This is a genomic window from Lysinibacillus sp. HST-98 (assembly GCF_016757845.1).
Lineage (GTDB): Bacteria > Bacillota > Bacilli > Bacillales_A > Planococcaceae > Lysinibacillus > Lysinibacillus capsici.
Genome location: NZ_JAENHX010000001.1, coordinates 742,819 through 759,967, shown reverse-complemented (window position 1 = coordinate 759,967; position 17,149 = coordinate 742,819). Strand labels below are relative to the sequence as shown.

Genomic DNA, 17,149 nt, shown 5'->3' with positions numbered 1-17,149 from the left:
AGCATTTAAGCTCTATGTTAGTATGTACGAACAAGTAGGGACTATTCCTTGAAAACTGTATAAAAAACAATAAGTAAGGTCACCTTGATAGTATGGGGGTGTTTATATGGAAGAATATTACCATATTATTTTTAGAACTTGCTTTTTGTATGTGTTTATCATCATCGTTTTCCGTTTAATGGGTAAACGAGAAGTAGGTGAATTATCAGTCATCGATTTGGTCGTATTTGTATTAATTGCAGAAGTAGCAGCCTTTGCGCTAGACGATTATAAAAATCCTCTCTTTAATGCGATACTACCTATCATTATTTTGCTCTTTATTCAAATATTAAGTGCCTTTTTGTCATTAAAGTTCAAAAAAATACGTGACCTAGTGGATGGTGACCCTGCTTTATTAGTAAAAGACGGTGTTATTTTAGAGAGTGAGATGAGAAAACACCGCTATAATTTAGATGATTTATGTCAGCAATTACGAGAAAACGGAATTGCATCTGTGACAGATGTAGCGTTTGCGTATTTAGAGCCTTCAGGCAATCTTTCTGTCTATAAAAAAGATGAAAAAGCCTTTGTGTATCCATTGATTATCGACGGTGATATCCAAGAAAGACATTTATTTACTATGCATAAAGATGTGGAATGGCTAATGGGTGAGCTAGCAAAAAATAATATTACTGACAGTGAAACGGTATTTTTTTGTATTTGGGAAGACAATAAGCTGCATATCCAATTAAAGGAATCCTAGACTTTCTTCGCTAATTTTTTAATGTAACGGAAATCGGTAATACGCAACTGATTGGTAAATAATAAAAAGGTGAATAGCAAAAATAATGTGACACCACTACTTAAAATAAATGGTAGGGATAGTATCGGAATAAGGAAATACTGGGCGACGCAAACAGCAATAAAACAACTATAAGGCACAACAAACATTCTGAAGCCAGCGCGCAGGTTTTTACGTTGTCTAACTGTTGCAATATGCAAGAATGACGTTAGTAAAACCCCAAAGCCAATAGCTACAACGGCTCCTTTTTCCTGGATACCTGGTTGAGAGGCAAGTACAAACATTACAAATAGTTTACCTAGCCCACCATAGATGGAATTCATCATGGCAGCTCTTGCCTCACCAATTGCTTGTAAGATGGAGTGTAGAGGACTTTGAATATAATAAAAATAAAAAATAGGTGCTAAAATTTTAACGTACCCACGATTTTCTTCTAAATGAAAAAGCTTCATAGCTAATTCATCTCCATGCACAAAGAAATACGTAGCAGCAAAGCAACCCACTAGCGAAGACAATCTTAGGGACACCGAAATTCGTTCCTGTAATAGTGGGATGTGCTGACGAGCGACGGCATCACTAACAGCTGGAATGAGCACAATCGATAAGGCTGTTGATACAAACGCAGGAAATAACAGTAATGGCACCAAAACACCGGAGATGACACCATATAAAATAGTGGCAGCAGAGGCGGTTAAACCGGCCACAGTTAATGCTTTTAAAAAGATAATCGGCTCTAAAAACCAAGTGAAAGAACCAAAAAGCTTACTGCCTGCAGAGGGAAGGGCAATACGCAACATTGGTGATGCAGGATACCCTTCAATTTTAGTTTTTCGTGTCAGTAATTTCTTTTTGGAAACGATATAGTGTAGCCATAAGTACAAGAATGCTACAACTTCGGCTAGCAGTGTAATGCCCATTGCCGCCGCAGCTGTGACAGCAGCATTATTGTAATTAGCCACATAGGGTAGCATTAAAGTAATAAAGCTAATACGTACAATTTGTTCGATCATTTGTGCCCATGCTGTCGGTGTTATCTTAGCAACACCTTGTAAATAGGCACGTAATAAACCAGATCCAACTGATACTGGTACAGCAAAGAGTGCAATCCATAGTGTAAATGTTGTCTGTTCATTATGTAATAGAGTTGTTGAAATATATGGTATTGTTAGTGCAACGAGTGGCATAAAAATGATCATGCCAATGAATGACCAAAGAATGGCTGTACGCATGACACCAAAGATGTTCTCACGTTTATTTTTTGCTAGTAGTTCAGCCACTATTTTAGCAACAGCGATAGGTAGTCCTAGTTGAATGAGTGAGATGAAGAAAATAAACGCTGGATAGACGGTCATATAAATACCGACAGCCTCTTCACCAGCAATCCGCATAAATTGCATTCTATAAAAGAAGCCAAAAAGTTTAGATAAAAAAATCACAAACATTAAAAATAATGTACCTCGTACAAAAGAACTCATGCCATCCGTCCCTTCTCAAGCCGCAAAAATTCATTTACACTATTTGTATGCAAGCATGTCTTACGTTACGACTTTGATTGGAGATGATTCAAAATGAGTATGCAATATGAGCAACTATTTGAAAAGATTCGTCCGGCAATTGATAGTAAGATAGCAGAGTTCCAGCATTATCAATATAATGCTATTACAGCCGAAGAACTCTGGCGCTACTGTATTGAAAAAAAATGGCGTAAAAAGAAAGTTGAGCAACTACGTTTACATGAAGTTGTTTCTACCATTTTTTCGGTATCACCATCTGATATCGTCTCATTTAATCAAGTAGAGTTTTTACAAAGTAATAATTGGTTTGAAGAAGTGAATACAGACGAGTTACAATTACTGCTTGGTCCAGTCAGAACGTAATCAATGATGTGTCAAATTTTACAATAATTCTAAGAATCCTATACGTGTTGAATTGACACCAAGCGCAACCTGTTTCATAATAAGTGTGTTGCGCTTTTTTTATTTTGAATAAGTTCTTACTTACATAAGTCTTCATTGCTTTTATTGACATTTAGAAGGCTAGTACCTAATAATACTAAGATAAACTTGCGCGTTATGAACGATTGAAATAAGTAAAGCAACCTTTTTGAAGCACAGGTAACACGATTCTAGATGAAAAGGAGGATTAAACGTTTCAAAAGGTATTGCTAGTTACTTGTTTGGCGTGTAAGGACAGCCCTTACACCAATTCGAGGAGGATTTATTAATGAAACTAAAAAGTCGTATAGTTGCATTCCTACTGATTATCGTGCTATTGGCAGCAGGTATTAGTACGACTGTAAACGGCGTCTTAAAGGACATCAAGCTTGGTCTTGACTTACAGGGCGGGTTTGAAGTGCTTTACGAGGTAAATGAATTAAAAGAAGGACAAAAAATTACACCAGAAATTGTCACAGCAACATCCACTGCACTTGGTGAACGTGTAAATACGATGGGGGTTAGTGAACCGAGTATTCAGGTTGAGGACAAAAATCGTATTCGCGTGCAATTAGCTGGTGTTGAGGATCAGGAATCGGCACGTAAGTTATTGTCTACTTCTGCGAATTTAACATTCCGTGATGTTGATGATAATTTATTATTAGATGGAGACGATTTGAAAGCTAACGGTGCTAAAGACTCTTTTGACCAACAAAATCGTCCGATTGTATCCTTAACTTTAAAAGATGCGAAAAAATTTGCTGATATAACAAGTAAAATTGCGGCAAAACCCGCAGGTCAAAATTTACTGGTTGTATGGTTAGACTTTGAAGAGGGTGTCGATTCCTATAAAGCGGAATCACAAAAGGCAAAGCCTCGCTATGCATCTGCAGCAACTGTTAGTCAAACATTAAATACAACAGATGTTATGATTAGTGGTAATTTCTCTGTTGAAGAAACAAAAAATTTAGCAGATATTTTAAATGCAGGGGCATTGCCTGTAAAACTAGATGAAATTTATTCAACTTCTGTTGGTGCTCAGTTTGGTGATGCAGCACTGAAAAGTACGATTTTTGCTGGTATTGTAGGCGTAGTAGTTATTTTCTTATTTATGCTATTCTACTATCGTTTACCAGGCTTTATTTCTATTATTACATTGGCTGTGTTCACCTTCCTAGTATTAGTTGTCTTTGACTGGATTAATGCGGTATTAACACTCCCAGGTATTGCGGCCATTGTCCTGGGTATAGGAATGGCAGTAGATGCCAATATTCTAGCGGCTGAACGTATTCGTGAAGAGCTGCGAGTAGGCTATTCCGTTAAACAAGCCTTCCAAATTGGGTCTAAACAATCTTTATCAGCCATTATTGATGCGCAGTTGACAACTTTATTAGCTGCAGCAGTATTGTTCCAATGGGGAACAAGCTCTGTTAAAGGATTTGCTACCACATTAATTATTAGTATTTTATTGAGCTTCTTAACAGCAGTTTGGGGCTCACGTGTCCTATTAGGACTACTTGTTAACAGTGGCTATTTCAACAGTCCAGCGTGGTTTGGTATTGCAAAATCCAAACAGCATAGTCTAGATGAAAATATTGGTACATTAGATTTATCAACGAAATTTGATCGATTTGACTTTGTGCATAACCGTAAGAAATTCTATACGTTCTCATTAGCCATTTTAGTGGCTGGTTTAGTGGTTCTTGGCATTTTCCGCCTTAACCTAGGTATTGATTTCTCAAGCGGTACGCGTGTCCAAATTGAATCTGACCAAACATTAACAAAAGAAGAAGTATCCAAATATCTAGATAGCATTGATTTTTCTTCAGAGGATATCATACTCTCTGGTGAGAAAAGTAATACAGCAGTCATTCGCTATAAAGATGACCTTACACAAGCAGAAATTATAGAAATTAAAAAAGAAGCTGGCGAAAAATATGGTCATGAACCAGCGGTAAGTACCGTATCGCCTACAGTTGGTAAGGAACTTGTAAAAAATGCGATTAAGGCTTTATCTCTTGCAGCAATAGGGATCATCATTTATGTGGCAATTCGTTTTGAATGGCGCATGGGTATTGGTGCAATTGTTTCATTATTGCATGATGTATTCTTAATCGTTGCCGTCTTTAGCTTCATGCGTTTAGAAGTAGATATTACGTTCATTGCAGCTGTATTAACAATTGTTGGATATTCCATCAATGATACGATTGTTACCTTTGACCGTATGCGGGAAAACTTAAATCGCTATGATACCATTAATGACCGTGAAGTATTGGCGAATATCGTGAATAAATCGCTACGTCAAACAATGGGTCGTTCGGTTAATACAGTATTAACTGTAATTATCGTTGTTGTAGCCCTATTAATTTTTGGTGCACCATCTATTCAAAACTTCTCTATTGCGTTATTGATTGGTTTGATTACAGGTATGTATTCTTCAATCTGTATCGCAGCTCAAATCTGGTATTCATTAAAAATTCGTGAAATGAAAAAAACAGATGGAAAGCTACACAAAAAAGAGAAAAAACAATGGGGTACAGACGAACCTACTGTATAAGATAGTTAGCAGGGAATGGGAAACGAATGGTTTTCTATTCTCTGCTTTTTTCATGCAAAAAATGCTGCCTTTTAAAAAAGCAGCAGATTTTTCATATAGTATTTACAGTTTAAATTGCTGGATTAAGCCTTGTAGCTGTTGTGCATTTTCACTTAATTCTTCTGCGACAGTATTTACCTGCTGCATGGTCGCAACTTGCTCGTCAACAGATTCTGCAATCATATGAGAATTCGTTGCTGATTGGTTAGAAACATTGGCAATTTCCGTAACAGAAGCTGCAACCTGCTCTGCACTAGCAGAGATCTCTTCAGATGTGGCAGAAATTTCTTCAATTTGCTCTGTGAATGCAGCAACAGCAGAAGTGATGGAATAGAAAGCATCTCCAGCCTCATGAATTTTGGCTACGCCGTCCTTTACAGAAGCTAAACCATTGTCTACTGATGCTGCTACATTTTGCGTATCTGTTAGAATTTCTTTTGTAATAGCAACGATTTGGCTAGCAGATTGATTCGATTCCTCAGCAAGTTTTCGTACCTCATCCGCTACGACTGCAAAGCCTTTTCCATGTTCTCCTGCTCTTGCTGCTTCAATAGCTGCATTTAGTGCCAGTAAATTTGTTTGTGCTGAGATTGCTGTAATCACTGTTGTAATTTGTCCAATTTCTTCTGATTGCTTACTTAGTTTTTGCGTTAATGTTGCAATATCAGAAGTTGCTAGTGCGATCATATTCATCTGTTCTTTTGCTGTTGCAATCGTTGCACCACCTGTATGGGCAAGCTGAGTCAGATTTTCTGCATTATGATGAAGACTTTGAGTCGCCTCCGCAATGCGTTGGACACCTGAAGCAGTTTCATCCATTGCCACAGCACTTTGCTGAGAGGCACTAGCAGAAGAAGTGATATGTGTTACATTATCTTGAATTCGTTGAGCAATATTATCAGAAGTTGCGGTTACTTCCTCTGTACTAGCAGAAAGCTCTTCTGAAACAGCCGATAAATGGGATGCGCTATCTTGAATGTTAGTCATTAAACCAGCTAGATTTTGTTTTAATGTATTGACTGCATTTGCAAGTGTACCGATCTCATCTTTTGATTGATGGTCAAGCTCCGCAATTGTTAAATCACCTTGTGCTAATGTATCTGCTGCTCCAATTACCTTGCGTAGGGGCAGGACAATGGAGGCTTTGACCATATGCATAAAATATAAACCAATAATAATACTTGCAAGGAGAAGGCTAATAGCAATGATAATAGCGCGTGAAACGGTTTGATTAACAGATTGGTCAACATTTTGAAGCTGTTCATCGTGATAAGCTAATAATTCAGTTGTTAACTTAAAAATGTCCTTATTGTATTTTGTAACATCATTATTGATGATAGAGAGTGCTAGATCCATGTTGCCACTATTAAACGCTTGTAAAGCTTTCTGTGAATTTGATAGTAACTCTTTTTGCAATTCCGTAATTTGCTGCATAATATTTTTTGTATAATCTGTTCGAACAATAGTAGAAAGTTCATGAACTGTTTCAGGTAACAACTTTTCATAGCGCTCTAAATTGGCCTTAGCTGTTTCGTCCTTCTTATTTAAAATATAGGAGCGTAAAAATAAACCTTGAGATGCAAGTTGTTGTTGGATTTTATCTGTTAATTGGATTTGTACCATCCGATGCTTCAATACTTCTTCTAAATCATTCTGTGTTGTTTTAAATTGAATAAATGATACGATGCTTGAGATAAAAAGTAAACATGTTAAGGAAATGAATCCTATATTTAATTTTTTTCGAACGGACATAAACTTCCTACTTTCTTTTATTATATGGAAAAAATTGATGTTCTGAAATTACTATAACTTGATATATTTACATGGTCAATAGTCAAGAGATTTTCAATCGTAGGAAATCTTATTCTCCAATAAGTTTTTATAGAAGGATAATATACCTACTTTTGATTCTGCTGATAAAATAGGAATTTTAACTGTTTTCGTCAGAATTGATTGACAATAGTATTGGATTGGCATAAAATTAAGGCTAACTTTTTGTTCGGTAAAGGTAGAAGGTCTCGGGAGCGAGGTCAGCCGCAGAACAGATGAGCTGAGTTTAGATGAGAATAGCTGAGAAATTGTTGAATAAGAGTAGTAGCCTAAGTGTGTAATAAAGAGAGTCAGTGGCTGGTGTAAACTGATTTACAGCTTATGTGAATGGACTTATGAGAGTCGCTTATAAAAAAGCGAACGTGATTCCCCACGTTATAGGGGTGCTTTCAAGGTGTGGTTTACCATACCCATAAAGCACAAAAGTGAGAGCATATGCTCTAATATGAGGTGGCAACGCGGTCATAATCGTCCTCTGCAATTAGGAATAATCCTTTTTGCAGAGGGCTTTTTTATTTTCATTCAGCATTCGTCTAGACATTAGCTAAAGGAATCTTTGAAAAAGGAGCAAAATAGCTATGCAAACAACGAGTTCAAGAACAAAAATGAAAACGATCAATGGCGATTCTTTAACACCTATTTTGATTTTTAGGCGTTTACAGGGAAAACATAAATTTTTATTGGAAAGTTCTGCCCAACACGAAGGAGCTGGAAGGTTTTCCTTTATTGGGGCTAATCCACGAAAAACATATAAAGGTGTGGGCCAAGAAATCCAAGAGGTTTCCTATAAAACAGGAAAAACATATGTGCATCAAGGGGAACTTTTTGTCCTTCTGAAACGCCTCATGCCACGTATTTCCCATACGACACAATTTCCATTTTCAGGTGGTGCCGTTGGATATATAGGCTTTGGCGGTACAACGATGTTCGTAGATAAAAAAATAGAACTGCCTGATGCTCATTTTCATGTTTATGAAACGATTATTGTATTCGATCATCAAACAGATGAAGTGACATTGATTCATACAACTATAGATGCAGAAAAGCAAGAACCTGATTTGGAAGATTTGGCTCAACAAATAGTAAACGGGCATATCAGTGACGAAGCATCTTATCGTTATCAACCGCTTGATACTGCAACAAATGAATCATTTGCAACGGTTTTACAGACAATGCAAGCCAATTTACAAGATAACATAACAAGGGTCGTTTTGCCGAACCGCAATGTAGCCAACTTTCAAGGTGATACGTTGGCTTTGTATCGACAGCTACGTAAAAAAAAGCCTGCAGCCTTTATGTATTATATAGAGTTTGAGGATCATGTTGTGTTAGGTACTTCTCCTGAAAGTCTAATCCGAGTAAAAGGTGAAAGCGTTATTGCGACTCCTACAGAAGGAACATATCCGCGAGGGGAAACAAAAAATGAAGAACTAGAAAATGAACGCAAATTATACAACCATGAAAGCATTAGGCAATCACATGCACTTCTTGTTAGGGCTATTCAGCAAGAATTACAGTCGGTTTGTTTTCGAGATTCTGTTCAGGTCATGGAGGCTATGCGTATTCAGCGGTCCAAAAAGGCACTGCACATGACGACTAGGGTGGAAGGAAAGCTTTTACCAATGCTTCATGCCCTGGATGTTTTAGCAGCAACCATATCCCCACTTTCAGCAACGGAGCTTCCGCATGCAGCTGGTTATTTTGGTGCTCTCGGCTTTATTGGATTTAATGGTCATTTGGATTTTGCCTTAGCAGGTCAATCGATTGTAGTTAAACAGGATACCATGCATTTGCAAGCAACAATAACTGTTACCAAATATACAAATGTGCAAAACGTTTTACATCAAGTGCAAGAGGAAGAACAGACATTTTTACAGTTACTGGTGAACAATGGGGGGCAAAACTAATGGAACAATTACAAAGGAAAGTACTGCAGGGAACACATCTCATGTATGAAGAAATGTTACAGGCAGCGCAATGGTTATTTCAAGATGATACTCCTAAGGAAGAAATAGCAAGCTTTTTAACAGCTTTAGCTGCAAAGGGAGAAACTGCACATGAAGTAGCTGCATTAGCAACTATTATGCGATCTTTTGCTCTTGATATAGTCGTAAAAGAAGGTAGCTATATGGATAATTGCGGTACAGGTGGAGATGGTCTTCATACTTTTAATATCAGTACAGCTTCTGCTTTCGTGTTAGCTGGAGCGGGTGTCAAAATTGCCAAGCATGGGAACCGTAAAATCTCTTCCTCCTCTGGTAGCTCAGATGTGCTAGAGGCACTAGGTATTCATACAGCTATTTCCATCCCTCAAACAGCCCATTTGCTAGAGAGAGAGGGAATCGCTTTTATTTATGCACCGAATGTTCATCCGAAATTAAAGAGAATTGGTGAAGTTCGCCGTTCATTAGGAAAACCGACAATCTTTAATCTTGTTGGTCCTTTAACAAATCCGGTCCCATTATCCACACAATTTACAGGCATTAATCGACCGAATTTTGTCATGGAATATGCCTCAGTCTTACAAATGCTTGGACGTGAGCGGGCCATTGTCGTCTCAGGGCCACAAGGCTTAGACGAGGCTTCATTAGCAGGTCAAAATACATTGGTTTTAGTAGATAAAGGAGATCTAATTCCCTTTTCCCTAACCGCAGAAGATGTCGGTCTTCAAATGGCCCCTTTAGAGGCCATCCGTGGTGGCACTGCAGATGAAAATGCGGTGATTATGCAAAAAATATTGGCTGGGGAACGGAGTCCTTATTTAGATACAGTAGTATTAAATGCTGGCATCGGCTTATTTGGCTATGGTCAAGCGGAAACCATCAAAGAGGGTGTAGCTATGGCAAAGGAAAGTATTTTTAGCGGGAGAGCACAACAGAAATTAGAGGCGGTTGTAACATATAGCATGCAAATTAAAGAAGTGGAGGTAGGGTAATGAATATACTCAATAAAATATTACTGCAAAAAAAGATTGAGGTAGGTGCTTTATTAGAGCAGCCAGATCCTTTAGCAAACTTTACAGAAACGCCACGTCGCTCGTTATTTGAATCATTGTGTCAAGCTCAAACACTGCAAGTCATCGCAGAAATGAAGCGTGCTTCCCCTTCCAAAGGGTTAATAGCTGGTGGAGCAGATCCAGTTGCTCAAGCAAAAGTCTATGCACTAGCAGGAGCAGCAGCTATTTCGGTCTTAACAGACAAGGAATTTTTTAAAGGCTCCTTTGAAGATTTAGCAGCAGTTGCTGGTGCTGTAGATACGCCACTTCTTTGTAAGGATTTTATGATTGATCGAGTGCAGATTCGATTTGCCAAGGCAGCAGGTGCATCTATTATTTTATTAATTGTGGCAGCCTTAACTGATGATGCATTACGTGATTTATATAGCTATGCCACGGGCTTAGGCCTAGAAGTTTTAGTGGAGGTACACGATTGTGAGGAGCTTGAACGCGCTCTTGCTGTAAATGCAAAGTTAATTGGCGTTAATAATCGAGATTTACGTACCTTTGAAGTAAGCCTAGAGCGCACAAGAGAAATTGCTAATGCGTTTCCATTTGATGAGAATCGAGTATTAATTAGTGAGAGCGGCATATGGACGCGGGACGATGCGAAGCTAGTAGCCTCGATGGGGGCTAGCGGTGTCCTGGTAGGTGAAGCTTTAATGAGGAGTGGAGATGCGGGGCAAGCACTACGGGATTTGCAAGTAAGTAAAGAGGGGGCATCGGTATGACAAAGGTCAAAATTTGTGGTCTACAGGAGCAAGAACATGTCAAAACAGCTGTTCATGCTGGTGCAGATGCTATAGGGTTTGTTTTTGCACCGAGTAAACGCCGTGTATCCATTGAGCAAGCCCAACAGTTAGCAAAGCATGTACCACAAGGCGTTTTAAAAATAGGTGTCTTTGTTAATCCAACGCCAGCTGAATTAAAAGAAGCCGTAGAGCAAGTACCCTTAGATTATGTGCAATATCATGGAGAGGAATCGCCAGCATTTATTCAGGAGCAAGGTTATCCCGCCATAAAGGCATTATCAATACGAGATAAAGAGGATGTTCAAGCGGCAGCTAACTACCAAGTAGATTATTATTTATTTGACGCGCCTGGTACAGAGTTTAAAGGTGGGAGTGGTCACACTTTTGATTGGACACTCCTTGAGCAAGTAGGGATTCCCAAAGAAAAATTATTATTAGCGGGTGGTCTCAATGTAGACAATATTGAAGCGGCCATTACGGATGTAGAGCCTTTTATGGTGGATGTTTCAAGTGGTGTAGAAACACATGGAAGAAAGGATTCTACCAAAATACAAGCTTTTTTACAGGCAGTAAAGAGGGGGAGCAAATGATGGGAATATCAATAGCAAATAGTGTACCGACAAAAGAAGGGCGTTTTGGACAATTTGGTGGTCGGTTTGTGCCAGAAACATTAATGACAGCCTTGCTTGAATTAGAAGCTGCTTATGAGCAAGCATTACTAGACCCTGCCTTTACAGAGGAGCTGTCCTATTATTTAGAAGACTATGTTGGCCGCGAAACACCGCTCTATTACGCAGAAAATTTAACGAAGGCGCTAGATGGAGCAAAGATTTATTTAAAGCGTGAAGATTTAAACCATACAGGTGCACATAAAATTAATAATGCGATTGGGCAAGCACTTCTAGCCAAACGCATGGGTAAAAAGAAAATCGTTGCTGAAACAGGTGCTGGTCAGCATGGTGTGGCAACAGCTACTGCATGTGCATTATTAAATCTAGAATGTGTTGTTTTTATGGGAGCAGAAGATATAAAACGTCAGCAGTTAAATGTCTTTCGTATGGAGTTGCTTGGCACAAAGGTTCAATCGGTGGAAAGTGGTTCTAAAACATTAAAGGATGCTGTGAACGCTGCCCTACGTTACTGGGTGACAAATGTTGAGGATACCCACTATATTTTAGGCTCTGCCTTAGGTCCTCACCCATTCCCCAAAATTGTTCGGGACTTTCAGCGTGTCATTGGAGTAGAAACAAGAAGGCAAATCGTGCAAAAAGAGGGGCGTTTACCTGATGCGGTTGTTGCCTGTATTGGAGGTGGCAGTAATGCAATCGGTATGTTTCACCCATTCGTTGATGATGAATCAGTTGCCTTATACGGTGTTGAAGCAGCAGGAAGTGGTCTTGAAACTGGGAAGCATGCTGCGGCCATCGCAGGTGGACAATTAGGGGTATTACATGGCGCCTACATGTATTTATTACAGGACGAAAACGGCTTTGTCCAAGAAGCACATTCTATTTCAGCTGGGTTAGATTATCCAGGGAAAGGACCAGAGCATTGTTATTTACATGATATTGGTCGAGCGCAATTTGACTCCATCACAGATGCTGAAGCACTGGAGGCACTACAATTATTAAGCCGAACGGAAGGGATACTGCCTGCACTTGAAAGTTCTCATGCCATTGCTTATACGGCAAAACTTGCAAAGACCATGGCAAAAGATCAAATCATTGTTGTGTGCTTATCTGGTCGAGGAGATAAAGATGTTCACACAGTTCGAGCTGCACTAGGAGGGGATGTTAAATGACAACTTTACAGCAAGCGATCGAACAGGCAAAAGCTGAAGGTCATAAAGCTTTTATACCTTATATCATGGCAGGTGACGGAGGGCTAGAGACCATTAAGCCAACTATTTTAAAACTGCAGCAATTAGAGGTAACAGCTATTGAAGTAGGGATTCCTTTTACAGATCCTGTTGCTGATGGTCCAACAATCGAACGAGCAGGAGAACGTGCACTCAAAGCTGGTGTGACATTAAGAAACGTGTTGCAAACACTCGCGTCATTTAGAGATGAAATAACAGTGCCTCTCGTAGTCATGACTTATTTCAATCCAGTATTAGCATATGGCTTAAAGCCTTTTGCGCAAGCCTGTGTAGCTGGGGGAGTTAAGGGATTAATTGTACCAGATGTCCCGTTGGAAGAGAGTGAGTTGTTACGTGATGCATTAAATCCATATGGCATTGATGTGGTACAGCTTATCTCATTAACAAGCCCTCCAGAGCGTATAGCACGCATCGCAGCAGCTAGTCAGGGCTTTGTTTATGCAGTGACCGTTAATGGGATCACAGGAGCAAGATCGCGTTTTGCCAATAATTTAGAACAGCATTTTGCAAACTTACGTCAAGCAAGTCCAATCCCTGTGCTTGCAGGCTTTGGTATTTCAACACCTGAGCAAGTGAAAAAGATGGGGGCTTTGGGAGATGGTGTAATTGTCGGTAGTGCCATTGTTACAGCATTACACGAAGGAGATTTGGCAACGGTGGCAGCCTTAGTAGCCGCCTCGAAAGGTAAGTTAGAGAAGTCTACTCTTTAGAAGAGTAGGCTTTTTAAATGATGAAAGAAATGAGAAAGTGACAGATAGAAATTAAAAAGCGATGGATAAAACTATCAATCTAACGGATAGTGCGCAACCCATAGAAATTCGGTATAATAGCTTTCGTAAGGAAGTGAGCAGATGATTCTATCGAAAAAAAGATGGCAGGTGGAGCGTCCTGACGCAACACTTGTACAAGCATTACAAAATGACTTACAACTTTCTGCGATTGCAGCAAAAATTTTAGCAGCACGAGGTTGCGAAACAACGGCTGACGCAGAAAGCTTATTAAATATGACTGAGGCAAATATTCATGACCCATTTCTTATGCATGGTATGGCTGAAGCGGTAGCACGAATTGAACAAGCACTAGAAAATGGTGAGAAAATTTTAGTGTATGGTGATTATGATGCCGATGGTGTGACAAGCACAACCGTTATGTTACATGTTTTACTAGATCTTGGAGCAGACGTCTCCTTTAAAATTCCGAATCGTTTTATCCATGGCTATGGTCCGCATGAAGCCCTATTTCGGGAGGCCTATGAAGAGGGTGTACAGTTAATCATTACAGTGGATAATGGTATATCTGGTATTGAGCCTATTCGAGTAGCGAAGGAGCTTGGTATGGATGTCATTGTGACAGATCACCATGAGCCAGGTGAGGAGCTACCACCAGCAGATATTATTCTTCATCCCCGAATACCAGAAGGGCAATATCCATTTGGCGAGCTAGCAGGAGTAGGGGTTGCCTTTAAGCTGGCACATGCTCTTTATGGGGAACTACCAAGCCATCTAATAGAATTTGTGGCGATTGGCACTGTTGCAGATTTGGTTCCGTTGGTGGACGAAAATCGCTATCTCGTGAAACGGGGCATACAAGAAATGCGTCGTTCTCTTAGCCCATGGGTGCAAGCGTTGTGTGACATAGCCAGTACAGAGCAGACGAAAATTACAGAAGAAACGATTGGCTTTTATTTTGGTCCACGATTGAATGCTGTTGGTCGACTAGGTGAAGCAGCTCCTGGCGTGGAATTATTAATGGCAGAGGATAATGCTAAAGCAACCGCATTGGCAAAAAAGCTAAATGCCTGCAATACCGAGCGCAAAGATATTGTGAAAAGTATTACAGATGAAGCCATCGCACTGATTGAAGCAGATGAAAAAATCGGCCATTCCTTAGTTCTTGTTGTTGCTGGCGAGGGCTGGAACGCAGGTGTTGTAGGAATTGTAGCATCACGTCTCGTTGAACTATATTACCGTCCAACGATTGTGCTGTCGCTTGATCCCGAAAAGGGCATGGCAAAAGGATCTGCTCGAAGTATTGAAGGTTTTCATCTATATAATGAACTAGCTAAAAATCGAGATATTTTACCGCATTTTGGTGGACATCCTATGGCTGCAGGTATGACCTTATCATTAGAGCATGTGGATGAACTACGTACTCGCCTAGATGCTCAGGCAAGAGCCTGTTTAACAGAGGAGCAATTAACACCTGTATTGCATATTGATATACCGCTCAGCATAGACGAAATTTCAGCGGATGCGATTGAGGAAATTTCAACACTAGGACCATTTGGCACAGATTTCCCTAAGCCTGTGTATGTGCTAGAGGATGTAGAAATCGCCTCCATGCGTAAAATTGGAGCGGGCGAGAATCATATTAAAATGGAAATAACAAACGGCTATGACAAATTGGATAGTGTTGGTTTTAACAAAGGGCATTTACATGATGAATTAACGTATGGCATCAAAGTTTCCTTTATAGGCGATTTGCAAATTAACGAATGGCAGGGACGTAAAAAAGCCCAATTTATGATCGAGGATGTCCAAACTACAGAATGGCAGTTATTTGATATTCGTGGTATCCGTCAAACAGCTCGATGGCTGAATACGGTACCGAAGGACGTGGCTCGGTTTATCGCCTTTCGTCCAGAAACGATGACCTATTATCAATCATTAATCGGTGCACCTATTACATTGGTTGACCCAGTCCTTTCAAATATTGAACAAAGTGATTACATCGTGCTCTTAGACTTGCCACACAATGTTCAAAAGCTAGAGGACGTTTTACAGAAGACAGCACCTTCACGTATTTATGCTCATTTTTATATGCCTGACTCGCAATACTTCAGTGGTCTACCTACTCGTGAGCAATTTACTTGGTATTATAAGTTCTTGAAAAATCGACCAGCCTTTCCGCTTGATATGCATATCGCAGATTTAGCGAAGCATACGGGGTGGCCATTAGATACATTAAAATTTATGACACAGGTGTTTTTTGAGCTTGATTTTGTTAAAATGGAGGGTGGACTGACGACTGTCAACGTGAATGCTCCAAAACAAGCACTAACAGAGGCACCGTCTTACAAACAACGTTCAGAACAGATTGAAATGGAGCAAAAGCTTGTTTATGCTCCTTATATAGAATTAAAACAATGGTTTGATGAACGTTTAACATCAGCGGACGAATAACGTTTCGTAGGAGGAGCAATAACATGGATTTAAAGCAATACGTTACAACGGTTGAAAATTGGCCGAAAGAGGGCATTACCTTCAGAGATATTACAACAATTATGGATAATGGTCCTGCATACAAATATGCAACAGACCAAATCGTAGAATATGCAAAAGAAGTGGGCGCTGAAATTATTGTTGGCCCTGAGGCACGTGGTTTTATTATCGGTTGTCCAGTTGCCTATGCACTTGAAATAGGCTTTGCCCCTGTTCGTAAACCTGGTAAATTACCACGTGAGGTAATTAGTGCAGACTACGGTCTTGAATATGGTAAAGATACGTTAACAATGCATCATGATGCAATTAAGCCTGGTCAAAAAGTTTTAATCTGTGATGATTTACTAGCAACTGGTGGAACAGTTGAAGCAACAGTGCGTTTAGTGGAACAATTAGGTGGTCAGGTAGTAGGCTGTGCATTCCTAATTGAACTTTTAGAATTAAATGGTCGCGAAAAGCTTGGCGATTTAAATATTAAAACACTTATTCAATATTAAAAGCATTGAAAAAGCGCCCTACACTGTAGGCGCTTTTTTTATACTTCGTCATAGGCTTGAATAATTTTTTGCATTGTTCGCAATGTATCGTAGAAATCTGCGTATTTTTCGGTTCCAATATCCTCGATAATTCTATCTTGAATGCCTTGCCAAATAGGTGCGGCTTCATGCAACTTTTCTAATCCTTTTTCAGTGAGCGTAATTTTTTTTGTGCGAGCATCCTTTGTATCTCGTTTTAATTCAACATAGCCATGTTGCTTTAATAGATTAATATTACGTGTTACAGTGGTTTGATCGAGTTGTAAAATTTCACCTAAACGGCTGATTGAGACAGCTTGTTGAAGGTCGATATGTGCAAGCATCGAATATTGTGTAACTTTTAAACCTGTAGGCTGTAGCAGCTTATCATATAATTGTGTGACAACCCTTGTTTTTTTTCTAAGGTTTGCACAAACACAAATTTGTGTATAATCAATATTTTTAAGTTGATTCTTCATCGACAGTACTCCTTTAAGGGGATTCTACTCATTATAAGTATACACCCAATAACTAGAATTTCCTTCTTGACAGCTTTATGAACGATTACTATGATTATACATGTATATACATATAAATGAAATAAGCAGACTAAAACATGTATATACATGTTTTATAGTCTATCAAA

The 17,149-nt window shown here is 39.3% G+C and carries 14 protein-coding genes and 1 other annotated feature; of the genes, 11 read left to right on the top strand and 3 right to left on the bottom strand.

The features are described 5' to 3' along the window. Positions 1-106 precede the first annotated feature (106 nt). Positions 107-742, top strand: a complete 636-nt coding sequence (locus JIN86_RS03810) for a DUF421 domain-containing protein (protein WP_004226699.1) — start codon at positions 107-109, stop codon at positions 740-742. Here the strand turns inward: JIN86_RS03810 and JIN86_RS03805 are convergent. Further along, positions 739-2,256: a putative polysaccharide biosynthesis protein gene (locus JIN86_RS03805; protein WP_004226701.1), complete on the bottom strand. Its 1,518-nt coding sequence runs from the start codon at positions 2,254-2,256 to the stop codon at positions 739-741. The two genes, JIN86_RS03810 and JIN86_RS03805, sit on opposite strands and share 4 nt — an antisense overlap. 93 nt (positions 2,257-2,349) lie before the next feature. Between JIN86_RS03805 and JIN86_RS03800 the strand changes: the two genes are divergently transcribed. Together JIN86_RS03800 and secDF are read left to right on the top strand one after the other, a co-directional pair. Then, positions 2,350-2,658: a post-transcriptional regulator gene (locus JIN86_RS03800; RefSeq protein WP_202341294.1), complete on the top strand. Its 309-nt coding sequence runs from the start codon at positions 2,350-2,352 to the stop codon at positions 2,656-2,658. 346 nt (positions 2,659-3,004) lie between these two features. Next, on the top strand, positions 3,005-5,272 hold the full coding sequence (gene secDF / locus JIN86_RS03795; RefSeq protein ID WP_009373660.1) for a protein translocase subunit SecDF: 2,268 nt from the start codon (positions 3,005-3,007) through the stop codon (positions 5,270-5,272). A 102-nt stretch (positions 5,273-5,374) separates the two neighbouring features. Here the strand turns inward: secDF and JIN86_RS03790 are convergent, their stop codons facing one another. Next, entirely contained in the window at positions 5,375-7,063 is a 1,689-nt protein-coding gene (locus tag JIN86_RS03790; protein ID WP_202341293.1) for a methyl-accepting chemotaxis protein, read from the bottom strand. 320 nt (positions 7,064-7,383) lie between these two features. Then, positions 7,384-7,620 (top strand) — a binding site (T-box leader). Positions 7,621-7,719: 99 nt separating this feature from the next. Between JIN86_RS03790 and JIN86_RS03785 the strand changes: the two genes are divergently transcribed. From JIN86_RS03785 to JIN86_RS03750, 8 genes are all read left to right on the top strand, one after another. Further along, positions 7,720-9,048, top strand: a complete 1,329-nt coding sequence (locus JIN86_RS03785) for a chorismate-binding protein (RefSeq protein ID WP_202341292.1) — start codon at positions 7,720-7,722, stop codon at positions 9,046-9,048. Beyond that, positions 9,048-10,076, top strand: a complete 1,029-nt coding sequence (trpD, locus tag JIN86_RS03780; RefSeq protein ID WP_004226710.1) for an anthranilate phosphoribosyltransferase — start codon at positions 9,048-9,050, stop codon at positions 10,074-10,076. The genes JIN86_RS03785 and trpD overlap by 1 nt, the downstream gene beginning before the upstream one ends. Continuing rightward, the gene (gene trpC, locus JIN86_RS03775; RefSeq protein WP_202341291.1) at positions 10,076-10,867 is read left to right on the top strand and encodes an indole-3-glycerol phosphate synthase TrpC; all 792 of its coding nucleotides are present in this window, start codon (positions 10,076-10,078) and stop codon (positions 10,865-10,867) included. Before trpD ends, trpC begins: the two co-directional genes overlap by 1 nt. Next, the gene (locus JIN86_RS03770) at positions 10,864-11,478 is read left to right on the top strand and encodes a phosphoribosylanthranilate isomerase (RefSeq protein WP_202341290.1); all 615 of its coding nucleotides are present in this window, start codon (positions 10,864-10,866) and stop codon (positions 11,476-11,478) included. The genes trpC and JIN86_RS03770 overlap by 4 nt, the downstream gene beginning before the upstream one ends. After that, positions 11,478-12,689, top strand: a complete 1,212-nt coding sequence (gene trpB / locus JIN86_RS03765; protein WP_004226717.1) for a tryptophan synthase subunit beta — start codon at positions 11,478-11,480, stop codon at positions 12,687-12,689. The genes JIN86_RS03770 and trpB overlap by 1 nt, the downstream gene beginning before the upstream one ends. Beyond that, positions 12,686-13,477 (top strand): tryptophan synthase subunit alpha, encoded by a 792-nt coding sequence (gene trpA, locus JIN86_RS03760; RefSeq protein ID WP_004226718.1) that lies wholly within the window; start codon positions 12,686-12,688, stop codon positions 13,475-13,477. Before trpB ends, trpA begins: the two co-directional genes overlap by 4 nt. A gap of 141 nt (positions 13,478-13,618) precedes the next feature. After that, positions 13,619-15,949, top strand: a complete 2,331-nt coding sequence (gene recJ, locus JIN86_RS03755) for a single-stranded-DNA-specific exonuclease RecJ (RefSeq protein WP_202341289.1) — start codon at positions 13,619-13,621, stop codon at positions 15,947-15,949. 23 nt (positions 15,950-15,972) lie between these two features. Further along, positions 15,973-16,485 carry an adenine phosphoribosyltransferase gene (locus JIN86_RS03750; protein WP_004226730.1) on the top strand — a complete coding sequence of 171 codons (513 nt, stop codon included), beginning with the start codon at positions 15,973-15,975 and terminating at the stop codon, positions 16,483-16,485. Positions 16,486-16,523: 38 nt separating this feature from the next. Here JIN86_RS03750 and JIN86_RS03745 read toward each other — a convergent pair whose 3' ends face one another. After that, positions 16,524-16,982, bottom strand: a complete 459-nt coding sequence (locus JIN86_RS03745; protein WP_202341288.1) for a MarR family winged helix-turn-helix transcriptional regulator — start codon at positions 16,980-16,982, stop codon at positions 16,524-16,526. Positions 16,983-17,149: the final 167 nt, after the last annotated feature.

Bases quoted from the DNA above. Each gene is read 5' to 3' on its own strand.
- JIN86_RS03785 (WP_202341292.1), top strand. From the start codon at position 7,720: ATGCAAACAACGAGTTCAAGAACAAAAATGAAAACGATCAATGGCGAT.
- JIN86_RS03800 (WP_202341294.1), top strand. From the start codon at position 2,350: ATGAGTATGCAATATGAGCAACTATTTGAAAAGATTCGTCCGGCAATT.
- trpC (WP_202341291.1), top strand. From the start codon at position 10,076: ATGAATATACTCAATAAAATATTACTGCAAAAAAAGATTGAGGTAGGT.
- secDF (WP_009373660.1), top strand. From the start codon at position 3,005: ATGAAACTAAAAAGTCGTATAGTTGCATTCCTACTGATTATCGTGCTA.
- JIN86_RS03805 (WP_004226701.1), bottom strand. From the start codon at position 2,256: ATGAGTTCTTTTGTACGAGGTACATTATTTTTAATGTTTGTGATTTTT.
- trpD (WP_004226710.1), top strand. From the start codon at position 9,048: ATGGAACAATTACAAAGGAAAGTACTGCAGGGAACACATCTCATGTAT.
- JIN86_RS03750 (WP_004226730.1), top strand. From the start codon at position 15,973: ATGGATTTAAAGCAATACGTTACAACGGTTGAAAATTGGCCGAAAGAG.
- JIN86_RS03770 (WP_202341290.1), top strand. From the start codon at position 10,864: ATGACAAAGGTCAAAATTTGTGGTCTACAGGAGCAAGAACATGTCAAA.
- recJ (WP_202341289.1), top strand. From the start codon at position 13,619: ATGATTCTATCGAAAAAAAGATGGCAGGTGGAGCGTCCTGACGCAACA.
- trpB (WP_004226717.1), top strand. From the start codon at position 11,478: ATGGGAATATCAATAGCAAATAGTGTACCGACAAAAGAAGGGCGTTTT.
- JIN86_RS03745 (WP_202341288.1), bottom strand. From the start codon at position 16,982: ATGAAGAATCAACTTAAAAATATTGATTATACACAAATTTGTGTTTGT.
- JIN86_RS03790 (WP_202341293.1), bottom strand. From the start codon at position 7,063: ATGTCCGTTCGAAAAAAATTAAATATAGGATTCATTTCCTTAACATGT.
- JIN86_RS03810 (WP_004226699.1), top strand. From the start codon at position 107: ATGGAAGAATATTACCATATTATTTTTAGAACTTGCTTTTTGTATGTG.
- trpA (WP_004226718.1), top strand. From the start codon at position 12,686: ATGACAACTTTACAGCAAGCGATCGAACAGGCAAAAGCTGAAGGTCAT.